This is a genomic window from Serratia sp. FDAARGOS_506, from assembly GCF_003812745.1.
In the GTDB taxonomy this organism is placed as follows: Bacteria; Pseudomonadota; Gammaproteobacteria; order Enterobacterales; family Enterobacteriaceae; genus Serratia.
In genome coordinates this window covers 3,995,659-4,011,437 of record NZ_CP033831.1, presented here as the reverse complement: position 1 = coordinate 4,011,437, position 15,779 = coordinate 3,995,659, and the positions used below count along the sequence as shown (strand labels likewise).

Genomic DNA, 15,779 nt, shown 5'->3' with positions numbered 1-15,779 from the left:
AAAGGCGTATTTACTCGTCGATTGTGGGGCAGCGACAATAAATTGTTTTCACCGTTTAAAGACAATTTATTGCCGGCGCGTCATAATTGCGCATCGGTAAACTGACAGAAGAAAAGCATGAGCGCATTTATGTATTTGACGATGGCGATAGTCGCGGAAGTGATCGCCACCACCATGTTGAAAGCCTCCGAGGGCTTTACCCGCCTGTGGCCATCGCTGCTGGTGGTGCTGGGCTACGGCGTGGCATTTTGGGGGCTGTCCATGGTGGTCAAAAGCATGCCGCTGGGCATCGTATATGCGATCTGGTCGGGCATGGGCATCGTGCTGGTGTCGGTCGCCGCGGTATTCGTTTATCAGCAAAAATTGGATTGGCCGGCGATCGTCGGCATGGGATTAATTATTGCCGGCGTGCTGGTGATTAATTTACTGTCCAAAGCCTCGGTGCACTGAGTGTTATTTTAATGTGAAAAAAGTCCGGCGTGACAGCAAGTCGCGCCGGTTGAAGAATTCAGCCATCATTCACTGAAAATAGTGGAATGCTAATTACTTAGCGCCGTCAGCATAGACGCAAATATCATCCTCTCCGGTAGCAAAAAATGCGCCCTCTCACTGAAAGCACGCGAAGATAATTAATACCGATATCGCGGGAGAAAACGCCTCATCGGCCGCGGTGACGTTATCACTTTCTGCGGGCGGGCGGGGCCTGGCAGCGAGTGGCGCCGTCACGTTTGGCGCCGCGCGCCGGTACGGAAATATTCTGCAAACAAAATAAATGTCCCGCCGGCGCAAAAAAACGACAAATAATGGCTGGAATATATTTTCATTATTTATATATCGAGCTAGATTAAACAAGTTTGCATCAAAGATAGCGAAACGTGTCCGCCAAGTGACGCGCGTTATCAGCAATGGCGATTTTACACAGCGCAGTTCCGGGTTCAGGAGTGGGATAATGACGACATCAAAATGGCTGCTTGCCAGCGCCGTGCTGCTTTTAGCCGCCTGCAGCAGCAATAACGAAGAGCCAGTACAGCAGGGCAACAGTGCCAGAATCAATACGTTGCAGACCAGCGCCGGTTGCGCGGCGGTCGGCGGCGTCACCACCATCGCGCATAACCTGAACGGTGAAGCGCTGCGCATGTGCCAGATGCCGAACGGCAAGCAGTGCGAAGAACGCACGCTGGGCTTGGGCAGCTGCGCCGGGTAATCCCGCGGCGCCAGGCCTGGCGTGCAGAATCAATACACCCAATCGCGCAGGGTATAGACAAGTGTATGGCCGCTGCCCTTAAGCATCAGCTGCTGGGCGTTTAGCGTCACTTGGGCACCGTTTTCCAGCACGGTGCCAATTATTCGATCCCAGCGGTTGCGTTGCTCATCGGGGCACAGTTTGCGCGTGGTCGCCAGCGGTTTCACCGTCAGCACGCCGTCGCGTAATTGCCCCTGGCCGAAGAAGCGGTTGCACATCGCGCCGGAGACATGCAGGCTCTCGCCGAACTCCAGATTCAGCAGGCCGCCGCCTGCCGGTGATTTTGCCGCTTCGCCATCCACGCTCTGCAACACGAAGTTGTGATGCAACAGATCGCCTGGCGTGACGGCCGTGTGTGGTTTCATGCTGCACCCCGCTAAGGCCAGTGCCGCAAGGGCGGCCATCGTGGTCTTTCTCATCGCTTTCTCTCAAATAAACAGGGCGCCACAAGGGCGCCCTGACGTTACGCTCAGGCGTTCAACAGGTTCGGGCAAGCTTCGCCGCGATCCAACTGGCTGATGTTCTGCAACGTGGTTTGCGAAATGCTGGTCAGCGCCTCTTCGGTCAGGAAAGCCTGATGGCCGGTGAACAGCACGTTGTGGCAGGCCGAAAGGCGGCGGAACACGTCGTCCTGAATCACGTCGTTCGACTTGTCTTCGAAGAACAGATCGCGTTCGTTCTCGTAAACGTCCATCCCCAGCGCGCCGATTTTCTGCTGCTTCAGTGCGTCGATGGCGGCGGTGGAGTCGATCAGCGCGCCGCGGCTGGTGTTGATCACCATTACGCCGTTTTTCATCATCGCGAAGGCGTCGGCATTCAGCAGATGGTGGTTTTCCGGCGTCAACGGGCAGTGCAGGGTGATCACGTCGGACTGCGCGTACAGCGTTTTCAGATCGACATACTCTGCGCCCAGCGCCAGCGCCTGTTCGCTCGGGAACGGATCGTAGGCCAGTAGCTTCATGCCGAAGCCTTTAAGAATACGTATCGTCGCCACGCCGATTTTACCGGTGCCGATCACGCCGGCGGTGCGGTTGTGCATGTTAAAGCCGATCAGCCCTTCCAGCGAGAAGTTGGCGTCGCGGGTGCGTTGATAGGCGCGGTGAATACGGCGATTCAGGCACATCATCATGCCTACCGCGTGCTCTGCCACGGCCTCCGGCGAATAGGCCGGCACGCGCACCACTTTGATGCCCAGCGCTTTGGCGGCGTCCAGATCGACGTTATTGAAACCGGCGCAGCGCAGAGCGAGGATCTCGACGCCCAGCGCCGCCAGTTCTTCGAGCACTTCACGGCTGCCGTCGTCGTTGACGAAGATACACACCGCCTTGCAACCGGCGGCTGTTTTGGCGGTTTTCTTGCTGAGTAAAAAGTCGAAGAACTCCAGTTCATAACCAAACTGCTGATTCACCAGTTCGAGATATTTACGGTCGTACTGTTTAGTACTGTATATCGCCAATTTCATCGTGGTTTCTCCACCGTGATTTTGTGATCAATTTAACAGATTTTAGTAAATTCGACAATTGGTTAGCCCTTCTCGACGCGGGCGACATGGCCGCTGCCGGGCAGCTGTGGGGGACGTGATACGGTGGAGGGAAGGCGACGGTGCCCGCAGGCGGCAAAAAAATCCCCACGGGGGTGTGGGGAATGGCTTCTCTAGTACACAGTTAGCTAGCAGCTAAACTTTTATTAGAATGGTTGCAAGACTATTAATCATCAAGGGTAACGACAATAACAAAAGTCTGAAAACTGTCCTATTTATGTGATGTATATGTAACGAAAATCTACAACCCCGCATACGTTTGCGTCAAAAAGGTGCAAATCGCCTCTGTGACCGCGCTCAGCTTCACCCTATGTCAAATTCGTGCCATCATTATTGTCAATTCAGGCATAGACTTAACGAATGCCTAACTCAGGAACGAAGCAATCATTTAATGACCAGGCGATTGAAAGTAATCATAGGGACGGTGGCAGGTTGCGCAATTCTGGTGCTGGCGTTGTGGCAAACCTTGCCGCGCTGGCTGCCGGGGGTGCTATCGCATTGGTTGCCGGCGGGGAGCCGGCTGGAATTGCAGGGCAAATTGCACTGGCGCCAAGGCGGTCTGGCGTTGGCGGGGGCGCGTTTCACCGCGCAAGATTGCCTGCTGGCCAACGTCGGGCCGACGCGGTTGGCTTATCGCCAAGGCCGCTGGCAGCTGTCGAGCGATAAGGTCAGCGTCGACAGCGCCTGTTTATCAAAACTGCCGGGCGGCGGCGCCAACAGCGCCCCGCTGGCGCTTGACCAACTGCAGCAACAGCTGCCGCCGCTGGATCTCACCATTAATGATCTGACGCTCATTCCCTGGCAGCGCTATGCCGGCAAGCTGCAGCTTTCCTCCGGCTCTGGCGGGCAACGCCTGCATTATCATGGGCCGAATCTCAGCGCCGAGGCGCAGCTGGATGAAAAACAGCAGCTGACGTTGCAAAGCCTGACCGTCGTCCCGCCCAACAGCGCGCAGCCGCTGCACCTCGCCGGCAAGATAACCATTCCGCTGGATTTGGCCAGCCTGCCGACGCAAGGCGCGCTGCAGGGGGAAATGCAGACTGCTTATCTGAAAAAACCGGTGTTGCTGGACATGCGTTGGCAACAGCAGCAGGGCGTGTTGACGCTGAGTGAAAAAGACGACGATCGCCCGCTGGCGGTGTTGCCGTGGGAGGTCACGCCGCAGCGGGTCAGCATCAAGCAGGGCGAGTGGCGTTGGCCGTACAGCGGGCAGCCGTTGAACGGAGGCCTGAGCATCGCGCTGCACGATTGGAGCAAAGGATTGGATGAAACGGAAATCAGCGCGCGGCTGAACGTGATCACCGCCGGCCACAACGGTAAGGGCAATGCGGTGCTCACCCTCGGGCCGGGCAAAGTGGGTTTGACCGACAGCGATCTGCGTTTCCAGCTGACCGGCCAGGCCAATCTGGCCGATTTTTCCACCACTGCGTCGATCCCGGGCGTGATCGGCGGCAGCATTCTTAACCCGACGCTGGTGCTGCAGCCGGGGTCGTTGCTGCGCCTGTGGGGCAAAGTGACGCCGGAAATGAAGCTGGAAGAGGCGCGTTTACCGCTGGCGGGCGTGAAGGTGACCGCCGCCGGAATCACCGGCCGCCTGCAGGCAATTTTGAGCGCCAGCGACAGTTATTGGGGGCGCTTCAAGCTACACCTGGACGGCCAGGCGCAGGATTTCTGGCCGGACAAGGGTGACTGGCAGTGGCGCTACTGGGGCAACGGCCGCTTGCCGCCGCTGCAGGCCGCCTGGGACGTTGCCGGCAGCGGCCGCTGGCGGGACAGCGAGCTGGTGCTCGACAAACTCTCCACCGGCTTCGACAAATTGAAGTACGGTCTGGTGACGGTCGCCGCGCCGCGCCTGAGCCTCAACCAACCGCTGCGCTGGCGGCGCGATGAACAAAATCTGCAGTTCAACGGCGAGCTGCAGCTGGCGGCGGATAAGGTCAGTTTCAGCGATGGCGGCCATCTGCCGGCGCCGGTGCTGGTACTGCAGCTGAACGGCCGTTCGCCGGACAGTTTCCAGCTGCAGGGCAAACTGCAGGCGCAGCAGATCGGGCCGATCGCGCTGCGCGGCCGTTGGGACGGCGAACGCCTGCGCGGCGAAGGCTGGTGGCCGAAACAGTCGCTGAAGGTTTTCCAGCCGTTGCTCGCGCCGGATCTCAATCTCACGCTGCGCGACGGCGAATTTTACGCGCAGTCGGCGTTTTCCGCCGCGCGTGAGCAGGGCTTCGAAGCCGGCGGCCACTGGGTGGTGAAAAACGGCGGCATGTGGCTGAAGGACGGCGAGATGAGCGGCCTGGATTTCATCCTGTCGTACCGGTTCAAGCAGCATCAGTGGTTGCTGGGGGCCAAACAGCCGGTGTCGCTGCGCATCAAATCGTTCACCAACCTGTTCGAAATGCAGAACATCACCGCCGATCTGCAGGGTACCTATCCCTATAGCGAAAGGCAGCCGCTGACGTTGAGCAACGTCGGCGTGGACATGCTCAACGGGCATATCAGCCTGTCGGCGCTGCGATTGCCGCAGCATGACGCTGCGGTGCTGAAGCTGGACAAAGTCGATCTCAGCGCGCTGTTCACCGCTCTGAAACCGAAGCAGTTCGCCATGTCCGGCCGCGTCGACGGCGAGCTGCCGCTGTTCCTGAATCACCCGAAATGGCTGGTGCAAAACGGCTGGATCGCCAATGCCGGCACCCTGACGCTGCGGCTGGACAAAGACATGGCCGACGCCATCGGCAGCAACAACCTGGCGACCGGTGCGGCGATCGACTGGCTGCGCTACATGGAAATCAACCGTTCGCACGCCCGAGTCGATCTCGACAACCTGGGCGAGTTGACGCTGAGCGCGCGCATCGACGGCATCAACCCGCAGAAGAGCGCCAAGCGCGAGGTGATCCTGAATTATCGCCATCAGGAAAACGTGTTTCAGCTGTGGCGCAGTTTGCGCTTCGGCGACAATTTACAGGAGTGGCTGGAGCAGGCCCTCTCACAACCTGGGGAACAACAATGAAAATCATGAGTGTGTCGGCGCTGGCAGCGCTGCTGTGCGTTTCGCTGCTGAGCGGCTGCGTGCCGCGAATCGAGGTGGCGACGCCGAAGGATCCGATCACCATCAATATGAACGTCAAGATCGAGCATGAAATTCATATCAAGGTGGATAAGGACGTCGAAAACCTGCTGAAAACCCAAAGCGGTCTGTTCTAGGAGCCGACATGAAGAAACGTTATTTGTGGCTGGCCGGCGCCGCCTGGTTGTTTAGCAGCCTGGCGATGGCGCTGACGCTGGATGAGGCGAAGCAGCAAGGGCGGGTGGGTGAAACCCTGAGCGGCTACATTGCGCCGGTGAAGCAGGACGCGGAAACGCTGGCGCTGGTGAAACGCATCAACGCCGGCCGCGCCGAGAAGTATCAGGAAGTGGCGGACGGCAACCATATCGCGGTCGACGAAGTGGCGCGCATGGCCGGGCAGAAGCTGGTGACGCGGGCGCAGAGCGGCGAGTATGTGCGCGGCATCAACGGCCAGTGGCTGAAGAAATAAAAAAAGCGCGCCGTCTGGCGCGCCAAGAGATACGGATAGATGATTATTATGAGGGTAGTGCGGGTTTGACAGGACTGGCGTCGTGTCCGGCAGGGGCTTAGGCAGCAACTACCTGAGACAGGGCCGCCTTGGCGTCTTCCTGCGCTTTGGTCGCCACTTCCGGGCCGTAGGCGATGCCTTCCGCGAAGATGAACTCCACGTCGGTGATGCCGATGAAGCCCAGGAACAGACGCAGGTAAGGTTCTACCAGGTCGGTTGGGGTGCCTTTATGGATGCCGCCGCGGCTGGTCAGGATCACGGCGCGTTTGTTTTTCACCAGGCCTTCCGGACCGTTTTCGGTGTAGCGGAAGGTCACGCCGGCGCGGGCAACCAGGTCGAAATAGTTTTTCAGCTGGGTCGGGATGTTGAAGTTGTACATCGGTGCGGCAATCACGATGACATCATTGGCCTGCAGCTCGGCGATCAGCTCGTCCGACAGGGCCAACGCTTCTTGTTGACGCGGGGTCAACGGGGCATCGGAAGGACGCAGCGCGCCGACCAGTTCACCGTCCAGTACCGGGATTGGCTGTGCGGCCAGATCGCGCACGGTGATGGTGTCGCCGCTGTGGGCGTTGCTCCATTGCTCTACGAAGAAATCGGCCAGTTGGTTAGACTGAGAGTAGGTCGCCAGGATGCTTGATTTCAGAACCAATACTTTGCTCATCGATAATTCCTTACGTTGTGACAGTGACATCAGGACTCAGCGTCCCTTGCATGAACTACATGCTATTCACATTCCCCCAACAGTGATAGCGCAATATTTCGAGATCTTCGTTCGATTTTATTGAATGACATGGCGACGCTTTACTCGCGGAAGTAGGGGGAGAAAGCCGTTTGTGATAGGCTGTGCGGCTAAAGCAAAAAAATCGCTAAAAAAACATTAAACCGTTGCTAAGCCTGGTCTTGGCGGCGAAGAAACAAGGAATACCGAACGTGAAATCTCCGCTCGAGGCACTGCCGGCCCAACTGGGTGAGCTGATGCTCCGCGATCAACAACGCCTGCGTCGTCGCCTGCAGGGTGCACGAAAAATCAAAAATCCCGATGCCCAGCTGGCGGTTGCCGCCGAAGTAGAAAGCGACATCGCGGCGGCGCGGCAAAGAGTGCAGGTGCGCGCTGCGTCTTGCCCGCGCATTACCTATCCGGAAAGCCTGCCGGTCAGCCAAAAAAAGCAGGACATTTTAAACGCCATCCGCGATCACCAGGTGGTGATCGTCGCCGGGGAGACCGGCTCGGGGAAAACTACCCAGCTGCCGAAGATCTGTCTGGAACTGGGGCGCGGAGTGAAAGGGCTGATCGGCCATACCCAGCCGCGCCGTCTGGCGGCGCGCACCGTCGCCAACCGCATCGCCGACGAGCTGGAAACCCCGCTCGGTGGCAGCGTCGGCTACAAGGTGCGCTTCAACGATCAGGTGGGAGAAAATACCCTGGTCAAACTGATGACCGACGGCATTTTGCTGGCGGAAATTCAGCAGGACCGCCTGCTGATGCAGTACGACACGCTGATCATCGATGAAGCGCACGAACGCAGCCTCAACATCGACTTTATTCTCGGTTACCTGCGCGAACTGTTGCCGAAGCGCCCGGATCTCAAGGTGATCATCACTTCGGCGACCATCGATCCGCAGCGCTTCTCGCGCCACTTCAACAATGCGCCGATCATCGAGGTCTCCGGCCGCACCTACCCGGTGGAGGTGCGTTATCGTCCGGTGGTCGACGACGGCGACGATACCGATCGCGATCAGCTGCAGGCGATTTTCGATGCAGTGGACGAGCTTGGGCGCGAAGGTCCGGGCGACATTTTGATCTTCATGAGCGGCGAGCGTGAGATCCGCGATACCGCCGATGCCCTGAACCGCCTCAATCTGCCACATACCGAGGTGCTGCCGCTGTATGCGCGCCTGTCGAACAGCGAGCAGAACCGGGTGTTCCAGTCACACCACGGCCGGCGCATCGTGCTGGCCACCAACGTGGCGGAAACCTCGCTGACGGTGCCGGGCATCAAGTACGTCATCGATCCGGGCACCGCACGCATCAGCCGCTACAGTTTCCGCACCAAGGTGCAGCGCCTGCCGATCGAACCGGTGTCGCAGGCCTCCGCCAACCAGCGTAAAGGGCGCTGTGGCCGCGTATCGGAAGGGGTGTGCATCCGTCTGTACTCCGAGCAGGACTTCCTGTCACGGCCGGCGTTTACCGATCCGGAAATTCTGCGCACCAACCTGGCGTCGGTCATTCTGCAGATGACCTCGCTGGGGCTGGGCGACATCGCCGCGTTTCCGTTCGTCGAGGCGCCGGACAAGCGCAACATTCAGGATGGCGTGCGTCTGCTGGAAGAGCTGGGGGCGATCACCACAGCCGACAACGGCCACTATCAACTGACGCCGCAGGGCCGCCAGCTGGCGCAGTTGCCTATCGACCCGCGTTTGGCGCGCATGGTGCTGGAAGCGCAGAAGAGCGGCAGCGTACGCGAGGTGATGATCATTACCGCCGCGCTGTCGATTCAGGATCCGCGTGAGCGCCCGATGGACAAGCAGCAAGCTTCGGATGAAAAACACCGCCGCTTTGCCGACAAGGACTCCGATTTCCTGGCGTTCGTCAACCTGTGGGATTATCTGCAGGAGCAGCAAAAAGCGAACTCTTCCAGCCAGTTCCGCCGGCTGTGCCGCAACGATTTCCTCAACTACCTGCGGGTGCGCGAGTGGCAGGATATCTATACCCAGCTGCGCCAGGTGGTGAAAGAGCTGGGGCTGCCGATCAACAGCACGCCTTCCGACTACCGCAGCGTGCACACCGCGCTGCTGACCGGATTGCTGTCGCATATCGGCCAGAAGGATGCGGACAAACAGGAATTTACCGGCGCGCGCAACGCCCGTTTCTCTATCTTCCCCGGTTCCGGCCTGTTCAAGAAGCCGCCGAAGTGGACTATGGTGGCCGAACTGGTGGAAACCAGCCGCCTGTGGGGGCGCATCGCCGCGCGCATCGAACCGGAATGGATCGAGCCGCTGGCTCAGCACCTGGTGAAACATAGCTACAGCGAGCCGCACTGGTCGAAGTCGCAGGGGGCGGTGATGGCCAGTGAAAAGGTCACGCTGTTCGGTTTGCCGATCGTCGCGGCGCGCCAGGTCAATTACGGCTCCATCGATCCGCTGCTGTGCCGCGAGCTGTTTATCCGCCATGCGTTGGTGGAGGGCGACTGGCAGACGCGCCATGCCTTCTTCCGCGACAACCAAAAGCTGCGCGCCGAGGTGGAAGAGCTGGAGCATAAATCGCGCCGTCGCGACATTTTGGTGGACGACGAAACGCTGTTCGGCTTCTACGATCGCCGTATTCCCAACGACGTGGTTTCCGGCCGTCATTTCGACAGCTGGTGGAAGAACGCGGCCAAACAGCAGCCAGACCTGCTGAACTTTGAAAAAGAGATGCTGATCAAGGACGGCGCCAACAAAATCAGCGCGCTCGACTACCCGAACTTCTGGCATCAGGGCAACCTTAAGCTGCGGCTGAGCTACCAGTTCGAACCAGGCACCGACGCCGACGGCGTGACGGTGCACATTCCGCTGCCGATCCTCAACCAGGTGGAGGAGCAGGGCTTTGAATGGCAGATCCCCGGCATCCGTCGCGAGCTGGTGATTGCGCTGATCAAGTCGTTGCCAAAGCCGGTGCGCCGCAATTTCGTGCCTGCGCCGAACTACGCCGAAGCGTTCCTTGGCCGCGTAACGGCGCTGGAATTGCCGCTGTTGGATGCGCTGGAGCGCGAGCTGCGGCGCATGACTGGCGTGACCGTGTCACGTGATGACTGGCAGTGGGATCAGGTGCCCGATCACCTGAAGATGACCTTCCGCGTGGTAGGCGAGAAAAACCAGATGCTGCGCGAAGGCAAAGATCTGGCCGCGTTGCGCCTGCAGTTGAAAGAAAAGGTGCAGGAGACGCTGTCTGCGGTGGCCGACGACGGGCTGGAGCAGAGCAATCTGCATGTCTGGAGCTTTGGCCAACTGCCGGCGTTTTACGAGCAGAAGCGCGGCGGCTATTCGATGAAGGCTTACCCGGCGCTGGTGGATGAAAAGGACAGCGTGGCGATCCGCCTGTTCGACAGTGAAAGCGAGCAGCAACAGGCGATGTGGCAAGGCACGCGCCGCCTGCTATTGCTGAATATTCCTTCGCCGATCAAATACCTGCATGAAAAGTTGCCGAACAAGGCCAAGCTGGGGCTTTATTTCAACCCGTACGGCAAGGTGCTGGAGCTGATCGACGACTGTATTTCATGCGGCATCGATAAGCTGATCGCCGAGCACGGCGGCCCGGTCTGGCAAGAGGAAGGTTTTGCCCGCCTGCAGGAGCAGATCCGCGCCGAGTTGAACGACACGGTCGTCGAGGTGGCCAAGCAGGTTGAGCAGATCCTGACGGCGGTCTTCAACATCAACAAACGGCTGAAAGGCCGGGTGGACATGTCGTTGGCGCTGGCGTTGTCGGACATCAAGACGCAGCTCGGCGGGCTGGTCTACCGCGGTTTCGTTACCGGCAACGGCTGGAAACGCCTGCCGGACACGCTGCGTTACCTGCAGGCGATCGAGCGTCGGTTGGAAAAACTGGCTATCGATCCGCACCGCGATCGCGCGCAGATGCTGCGGGTGGAGCAGGTGCAGCAGGCGTGGCAGCAGTGGTTGAACAAGCTGCCGCCGAAACGACAGCAGGAGGAAGAGGTGAAAGCGGTGCGCTGGATGATCGAAGAGCTGCGCGTCAGCCTGTTCGCTCAGCAACTGGGCACGCCTTACCCGATCTCCGACAAGCGCATTTTGCAAACTATCGAGCAGCTTTCGGGCTAAGCTCAGGTGCGCCGGCCGGCAACCGGCCGGCGCACCACAGGCTTAACAGACCGCACAGCAGCAGCGTAGCGGCCAAATTCTGCCCGCGCGCCGCGATCGTTAGCCCCAGGCCGATCAACAGATAGTACAGCAGCCCGAATAACGCACCGGCAGTGCCGAGTTGCTGCCGGTAGCGGGTCAGCGCCTGGCTCAGCACATTCGGGATAGCCAGCCCGAACGCCAGCATCACCAGCGCACAGGGAAGCAGCATCCACAGGCTGTGTTGCCACCAGAACAATGCCACGCCGCTGGCCAGCGCCAGCAAACCGCCTAACAGGATCTGACGTTTTGTGCTCACGCCGCGTGCCAGCAGATGGCGGTTCAACAGCGCTCCCGCCAGGCTGCCCAGCGCCAGCATCACGCCCGAGTAGCCAAACTGTTGGCTGTCCAATCCCAGCTTTTCGAACATGAACGGGGCCAGGCTGAAGTAGCTGAACACCATGATATTGAAGCTGGCGACCAGCAGTGCTGAACACCAGATGTGCCGATCGCGCAGGATCGTCGTCAGGGCAATGCCCGGTACGGTGGCCCTTGTGGTTTGCCGCTGTCGCGTTTCCGGCAATGTGCCGTAACTCCACAGCAGCAGCGCCAGCGCCCAGGCCGCTTGCGCGGTGAAAATCGCCGCGCTGCCGCCCCAGGTGACCAGCGCGCCGCCGGCAAACATCCCCAGCAGCGGGCTGATGGAGAGCGCGATACCGACCAGCGCGAACATGCGCCCCAGCGCCGGGCCTTGATAGACATCGCGCAGCATGGTTTGCGTGACGATCGAACCGACCGCGGCGCCGAAGGCGATCAGCGCACGAGCGGCCAGCAACAGCGTGAAACTGCCGCTCAGCAGCGCGATGCCGGCGCCGACCAGATAAAGCGCCAGGCCGGCCAGCATCGCCGGACGGCGGCCGAACCGATCGCAAAAGGCTCCCCAAAAGGCGACGCCGAGGGCGAAGGCGAAGAAATAGATGGATAACGTCTGTCCGGCCTGTGCGGCGCTGACGCTGAAATCGCTGCGGATGGCGGTGAGCGCCGGGCTGTACAGCGTTTCCAGGATCTGAGGCGTCATAATGGCGGTGACGAGCAGCGGTAAAGATAAGCGTTGCATCTGCACATTCTCCCTAAAAGTTAAGGTGGCCAGTATAGGGAGCGGCGTTTTGTTCGATTACAATCATCCGGACAAAAAACAACAGATATAGGACAATCTGATGGCGCTGATTCAACAGCATCACCCGTTCGATCCGGATCGGCTGCCGGCACCGGTGCTCGGCATCGCGGCCGAACTGGCGGAGCATGACTCCGGGCTGCATTGGCATCAGCGTTCGCAGCTACTGTATGCGCCACAGGGGTGCATGACGGTCACGTTGGCGCAGCAGTGGCTGATTCTGCCACCGACGCGCAGCGTCTGGATACCGGGCGGCATTGCGCACCGGGTGCAGCTGCGCGGCCGCGTCGCTTATCGTTCGTTGTATTTCGAGCCGACGCTGACGGCCGCGATGCCGCCACAGGCTGCGGTGTTGGCGGTGAACCCGCTGTTGGCGGCGATCGTCGAGCGCATCGCGCACTGGCCGCTGGACTATACGTTGGCGCAACCCCAGGCGCGTGATTTGTTGGCGGTGCTGATCAATGAGTTGGGCGAGGCGCAGCGGGAAAATACCCAGCTGCGGCTGCCGCAGGATAGGCGTCTTGCCGCCTGGCTGGCGACGCTGCCGGAGAGCGATGAATTGCCGGGGTTGGCGGCATTGGCGCAGTGCTTGAACCTGCACGCCAAAACGCTGACGCGACTGTTTCAGCGAGAAACCGGCCTGAGCTATCAGCAGTGGTGCCAGCAGTGGCGGCTGATGCGCGCGATCGAGCTGTTGGCGTCGTTGCCGTCGGTCAGCGCGGTGGCGCAGCGGTTGGGGTTTTCCAGCGACAGCGCGTTTATCGCCTTTTTTAGTCAGTTCACCGGCACCACACCGCGGCGCTATATGCAAGGGGCGGATAAAGCACAACGGCGCATAGTGCGCCGTTGAGAGAGGATTACTTGCCTGCCGCCAGGGCGTCCAGCGCTTCGCGGATGCCGGGCACCGCCAGGGCACGGTTATCGGCGCGATAGCGATCTTTCGCCGCCGGCGCCGAACTTTGGATGGCGATCAGCTGCCAGCCGTCGGCGGTTTTCAACAGTAGCGGTGAACCGCTGTCGCCGGGCAGGGTGTCACACTGGTGCGACAGTACGCCTTGCTGGGCCCAGCCGGTTACCTTGCAGTTTTGGTGGCTATAGAGGTCATCCAGATGGTCTTCCGGGTAACCCGCCTGAGTAATCAGCCGTTTGGCCTGTTTCAGAGCCTGGGTCAGCGCCTTGCTGTCGCCTTGCCACAGCGGCAACGGTGCGATCGGCAAGGGCTTTTTGTCTTTCAGACGGATCAGCGCAAAGTCATAAGCGGCAGCGGCGGGCGGCACGATCCAGCCATCACCGTCCGGCTTCAGCTTTTTGCCCAGCTTGCTGTCGACCAGAGTTTCGATATTGTCGGTTTGATACTGCCAGGACTTATCGCCCGCAACGAAGCGTAGAGCGACGGCTTTATCCAACTGCCCGGGTGGCGCCAGTACGCAGTGGCCGGCGGTCAACGCCAGGTGCGGGGAGATCAGCGTGGCGGTACACAGATTGCCGCTGGCGGTTTCGACCTGGCCAATGGCTTGCCACGGCTGGGCGGCGGTATCCGTGACCTTGATTCGTTCATCTTTGCCGAAAAACAGACGTGTTTGCTCGGCCTTGGATGGGCCGTCGGCACGTGCCGCCTGAGCAGCGATGAGCGGGAGTGAGCACAGCAACAGTAAAACGGATATGCGCATAGATCTCTTGCCTGACAAATACGGATCATCCATAAACACACTGAATGCTAACTATAGACTGATTTAGCAGCCATGTGGATGGGCAATAATTGATTTTTCAATAATTTCCCGCCGACGACGCGGCAGGCTACAGGTAAAAAAAGACGGCGATCAGTCCACAAAGGATCAGGGCGGTCAGAACGATCTCGAACAGGTAGCGGCGCAGCATCAATGAGAACCCCCTGATGAAAAAACACCCGGCGAACCGGGTGTCGTACACGTCAAGCCTGAAGCGGTGAGGGGACCCTCACGTCATTACGCTTTTTTGTGGCTGGCTTTCTTGTGGTGCTTTTTAGCCGCCTGGGCTTTTTGAGCTGGGGCTTTCTTACCGGCTTTTTTGTGATGCTTTTTGGCCGCCTGAGCTTTCTGAACCGGGGCCTTCTTGCCGTGGTGTTTCACCTGAGCTTTAGCCGGCGCAGCGGTGGCGGTGGTTGCGGTAGCCGCAGGTGCGGTGGTGGCAGCCTCGGCAGCGAAAGCCACGGAAGACAGACCCATTGCAGCGGCAACAACCAGAGCTAATACTTTTTTCATCGTAGAATCCTCAACATGACTTTTGGGTATCAACCCCACTGCGGGGCCGTTGAGATGATAGTAGGCAAACGGCACCCGGCTTTCCGTGAGTGATTGGTTTCGGCTTGTAACCTAATGTACAGGGCGGCGGCGGTAAGGGGGATGGCTGCTATAATGACCGCCAGGTGCGATAAAAGGGATTTAAAATGAACGAGATAACGATTCGTTGTGGCGTGACTGAACAGGGCGAAATACCGCTGGCCTATGAGGACTGGGGCGATGAGGCGCATCCGCCGCTGTTGCTCATTATGGGCATCGGCGCGCAGCTTCTGTTGTGGCCTGACGATTTCTGCCGCGCCCTGGTAGCGAAGGGATTTCGGGTGATCCGTTATGACAACCGCGACGTCGGCCTTTCCGGCAAAACGCAGGCGCAACGCACGCAGCCGTTGTGGCTGCTGATGCTGCGCGCCCAGCTCGGTTGGCAAACGCCGGTGCCTTATACCCTGGCGGACATGGCGGCGGACGCGACGCATCTGCTCGATCATCTGCGCATCCCACAGGCCCACGTACTGGGCGCCTCGATGGGCGGCATGATCGCGCAGGTATTGGCCGCCGACTATCCGCAGCGCGTCGCCTCGTTGTGCATCTTGTTCTCCAGCACCAATCAACCGCTGTTGCCGCCGCCGGCACCTTCGCTGTTGTGGCTGTTGGTGCGCAGGCCTGCGGCCGATTTGACGCTGCAGGAGCGCCGCGAGGGGATGAAAGCCTCCCTGCGCGCGCTCGGCACCCGGTGTTATCCGCCGGAAGAGGCGGAGCTGGATACGTTGGTGCATCGGCTGTTGAAGCGGGGCGTGGATCCGGAAGGTATGCAGCGGCAACTTTCCGCGTTGCTCGGCAGCGGAGATCTACGTCGTTACAGCCGGCGCATCGCCGCGCCGACGCTGGTCATTCACGGCGATCGCGATCGGCTGGTGCGCAAGGCGGGCGGGGTGGCGATCGCCAGTGCGGTCGCCAACGCCAGATTACATATTATGCCGGGCATGGGGCATGACCTGCCGGCCCCGTTGAGGCCGCAACTGGCGGCGATGATCGCCCGTCATGCACTGGGATGAGAGGCCGGAACGCCGGCGTTTTTTGCTATTTTAGTTACAACATACCCATGGTAGGAGGCTACCCGCCACTCTGTAGCCAAGGC

15 protein-coding genes are annotated in these 15,779 nt (G+C 59.8%); 9 read left to right on the top strand and 6 right to left on the bottom strand.

What is annotated here, in order from left to right; genetic code table 11:
• Positions 1-117: 117 nt before the first annotated feature.
• A complete protein-coding gene (gene ssmE / locus EGY12_RS19445; RefSeq protein WP_004930487.1) occupies positions 118-450 on the top strand; it encodes a multidrug efflux SMR transporter SsmE in 333 nt (110 codons plus the stop codon).
• Positions 451-949: 499 nt separating this feature from the next.
• Positions 950-1,204, top strand: a complete 255-nt coding sequence (locus tag EGY12_RS19440) for a DUF333 domain-containing protein (RefSeq protein WP_015377999.1) — start codon at positions 950-952, stop codon at positions 1,202-1,204.
• Between the two features lie 29 nt (positions 1,205-1,233).
• Here the strand turns inward: EGY12_RS19440 and hslJ are convergent, their stop codons facing one another.
• Positions 1,234-1,662, bottom strand: a complete 429-nt coding sequence (hslJ, locus tag EGY12_RS19435; RefSeq protein WP_123895059.1) for a heat shock protein HslJ — start codon at positions 1,660-1,662, stop codon at positions 1,234-1,236.
• A 50-nt stretch (positions 1,663-1,712) separates the two neighbouring features.
• Complete coding sequence (locus EGY12_RS19430) at positions 1,713-2,705, bottom strand: 2-hydroxyacid dehydrogenase (RefSeq protein WP_123895058.1); 993 nt, start codon at positions 2,703-2,705, stop codon at positions 1,713-1,715.
• Positions 2,706-3,174: 469 nt separating this feature from the next.
• Between EGY12_RS19430 and EGY12_RS19425 the strand changes: the two genes are divergently transcribed.
• The 4 genes from EGY12_RS19425 to EGY12_RS23570 are packed head-to-tail and all read left to right on the top strand — an operon-like array spanning position 3,175 to position 6,414.
• A complete protein-coding gene (locus EGY12_RS19425; RefSeq protein ID WP_123895057.1) occupies positions 3,175-5,787 on the top strand; it encodes a YdbH family protein in 2,613 nt (870 codons plus the stop codon).
• Positions 5,784-5,981 carry a YnbE family lipoprotein gene (locus EGY12_RS19420; protein WP_123895056.1) on the top strand — a complete coding sequence of 66 codons (198 nt, stop codon included), beginning with the start codon at positions 5,784-5,786 and terminating at the stop codon, positions 5,979-5,981. Before EGY12_RS19425 ends, EGY12_RS19420 begins: the two co-directional genes overlap by 4 nt.
• An 8-nt stretch (positions 5,982-5,989) precedes the next feature.
• The gene (locus EGY12_RS19415; RefSeq protein ID WP_123895055.1) at positions 5,990-6,313 is read left to right on the top strand and encodes a YdbL family protein; all 324 of its coding nucleotides are present in this window, start codon (positions 5,990-5,992) and stop codon (positions 6,311-6,313) included.
• The gene (locus EGY12_RS23570; protein WP_123895054.1) at positions 6,298-6,414 is read left to right on the top strand and encodes a hypothetical protein; all 117 of its coding nucleotides are present in this window, start codon (positions 6,298-6,300) and stop codon (positions 6,412-6,414) included. Before EGY12_RS19415 ends, EGY12_RS23570 begins: the two co-directional genes overlap by 16 nt.
• On the opposite strand, the gene azoR is transcribed toward EGY12_RS23570, so the two are convergent.
• On the bottom strand, positions 6,411-7,016 hold the full coding sequence (gene azoR / locus EGY12_RS19405; protein WP_123895053.1) for an FMN-dependent NADH-azoreductase: 606 nt from the start codon (positions 7,014-7,016) through the stop codon (positions 6,411-6,413). The two genes, EGY12_RS23570 and azoR, sit on opposite strands and share 4 nt — an antisense overlap.
• Positions 7,017-7,285: 269 nt before the next feature.
• Between azoR and hrpA the strand changes: the two genes are divergently transcribed.
• Positions 7,286-11,173: an ATP-dependent RNA helicase HrpA gene (hrpA, locus tag EGY12_RS19400; RefSeq protein ID WP_123895052.1), complete on the top strand. Its 3,888-nt coding sequence runs from the start codon at positions 7,286-7,288 to the stop codon at positions 11,171-11,173.
• Here the strand turns inward: hrpA and EGY12_RS19395 are convergent.
• The gene (locus EGY12_RS19395; RefSeq protein WP_123895051.1) at positions 11,151-12,308 is read right to left on the bottom strand and encodes an MFS transporter; all 1,158 of its coding nucleotides are present in this window, start codon (positions 12,306-12,308) and stop codon (positions 11,151-11,153) included. The genes hrpA and EGY12_RS19395 overlap by 23 nt on opposite strands.
• Positions 12,309-12,408: 100 nt before the next feature.
• Between EGY12_RS19395 and EGY12_RS19390 the strand changes: the two genes are divergently transcribed.
• Positions 12,409-13,215, top strand: a complete 807-nt coding sequence (locus EGY12_RS19390) for a helix-turn-helix domain-containing protein (RefSeq protein ID WP_123895050.1) — start codon at positions 12,409-12,411, stop codon at positions 13,213-13,215.
• A gap of 7 nt (positions 13,216-13,222) precedes the next feature.
• Here EGY12_RS19390 and EGY12_RS19385 read toward each other — a convergent pair whose 3' ends face one another.
• Both EGY12_RS19385 and asr read right to left on the bottom strand, forming a co-directional pair.
• Positions 13,223-14,035 carry a serine protease gene (locus tag EGY12_RS19385; RefSeq protein WP_123895049.1) on the bottom strand — a complete coding sequence of 271 codons (813 nt, stop codon included), beginning with the start codon at positions 14,033-14,035 and terminating at the stop codon, positions 13,223-13,225.
• 294 nt (positions 14,036-14,329) lie between these two features.
• Positions 14,330-14,605 carry an acid resistance repetitive basic protein Asr gene (gene asr, locus EGY12_RS19380; RefSeq protein ID WP_025302975.1) on the bottom strand — a complete coding sequence of 92 codons (276 nt, stop codon included), beginning with the start codon at positions 14,603-14,605 and terminating at the stop codon, positions 14,330-14,332.
• A gap of 185 nt (positions 14,606-14,790) precedes the next feature.
• Between asr and EGY12_RS19375 the strand changes: the two genes are divergently transcribed.
• Entirely contained in the window at positions 14,791-15,696 is a 906-nt protein-coding gene (locus EGY12_RS19375) for an alpha/beta fold hydrolase (protein ID WP_123895048.1), read from the top strand.
• The last annotated feature ends 83 nt before the right edge of the window (positions 15,697-15,779 follow it).

Bases quoted from the DNA above. Each gene is read 5' to 3' on its own strand.
- ssmE (WP_004930487.1), top strand. From the start codon at position 118: ATGAGCGCATTTATGTATTTGACGATGGCGATAGTCGCGGAAGTGATC.
- EGY12_RS19440 (WP_015377999.1), top strand. From the start codon at position 950: ATGACGACATCAAAATGGCTGCTTGCCAGCGCCGTGCTGCTTTTAGCC.
- hslJ (WP_123895059.1), bottom strand. From the start codon at position 1,662: ATGAGAAAGACCACGATGGCCGCCCTTGCGGCACTGGCCTTAGCGGGG.
- EGY12_RS19430 (WP_123895058.1), bottom strand. From the start codon at position 2,705: ATGAAATTGGCGATATACAGTACTAAACAGTACGACCGTAAATATCTC.
- EGY12_RS19425 (WP_123895057.1), top strand. From the start codon at position 3,175: ATGACCAGGCGATTGAAAGTAATCATAGGGACGGTGGCAGGTTGCGCA.
- EGY12_RS19420 (WP_123895056.1), top strand. From the start codon at position 5,784: ATGAAAATCATGAGTGTGTCGGCGCTGGCAGCGCTGCTGTGCGTTTCG.
- EGY12_RS19415 (WP_123895055.1), top strand. From the start codon at position 5,990: ATGAAGAAACGTTATTTGTGGCTGGCCGGCGCCGCCTGGTTGTTTAGC.
- azoR (WP_123895053.1), bottom strand. From the start codon at position 7,016: ATGAGCAAAGTATTGGTTCTGAAATCAAGCATCCTGGCGACCTACTCT.
- EGY12_RS19395 (WP_123895051.1), bottom strand. From the start codon at position 12,308: ATGCAACGCTTATCTTTACCGCTGCTCGTCACCGCCATTATGACGCCT.
- EGY12_RS19390 (WP_123895050.1), top strand. From the start codon at position 12,409: ATGGCGCTGATTCAACAGCATCACCCGTTCGATCCGGATCGGCTGCCG.
- EGY12_RS19385 (WP_123895049.1), bottom strand. From the start codon at position 14,035: ATGCGCATATCCGTTTTACTGTTGCTGTGCTCACTCCCGCTCATCGCT.
- asr (WP_025302975.1), bottom strand. From the start codon at position 14,605: ATGAAAAAAGTATTAGCTCTGGTTGTTGCCGCTGCAATGGGTCTGTCT.
- EGY12_RS19375 (WP_123895048.1), top strand. From the start codon at position 14,791: ATGAACGAGATAACGATTCGTTGTGGCGTGACTGAACAGGGCGAAATA.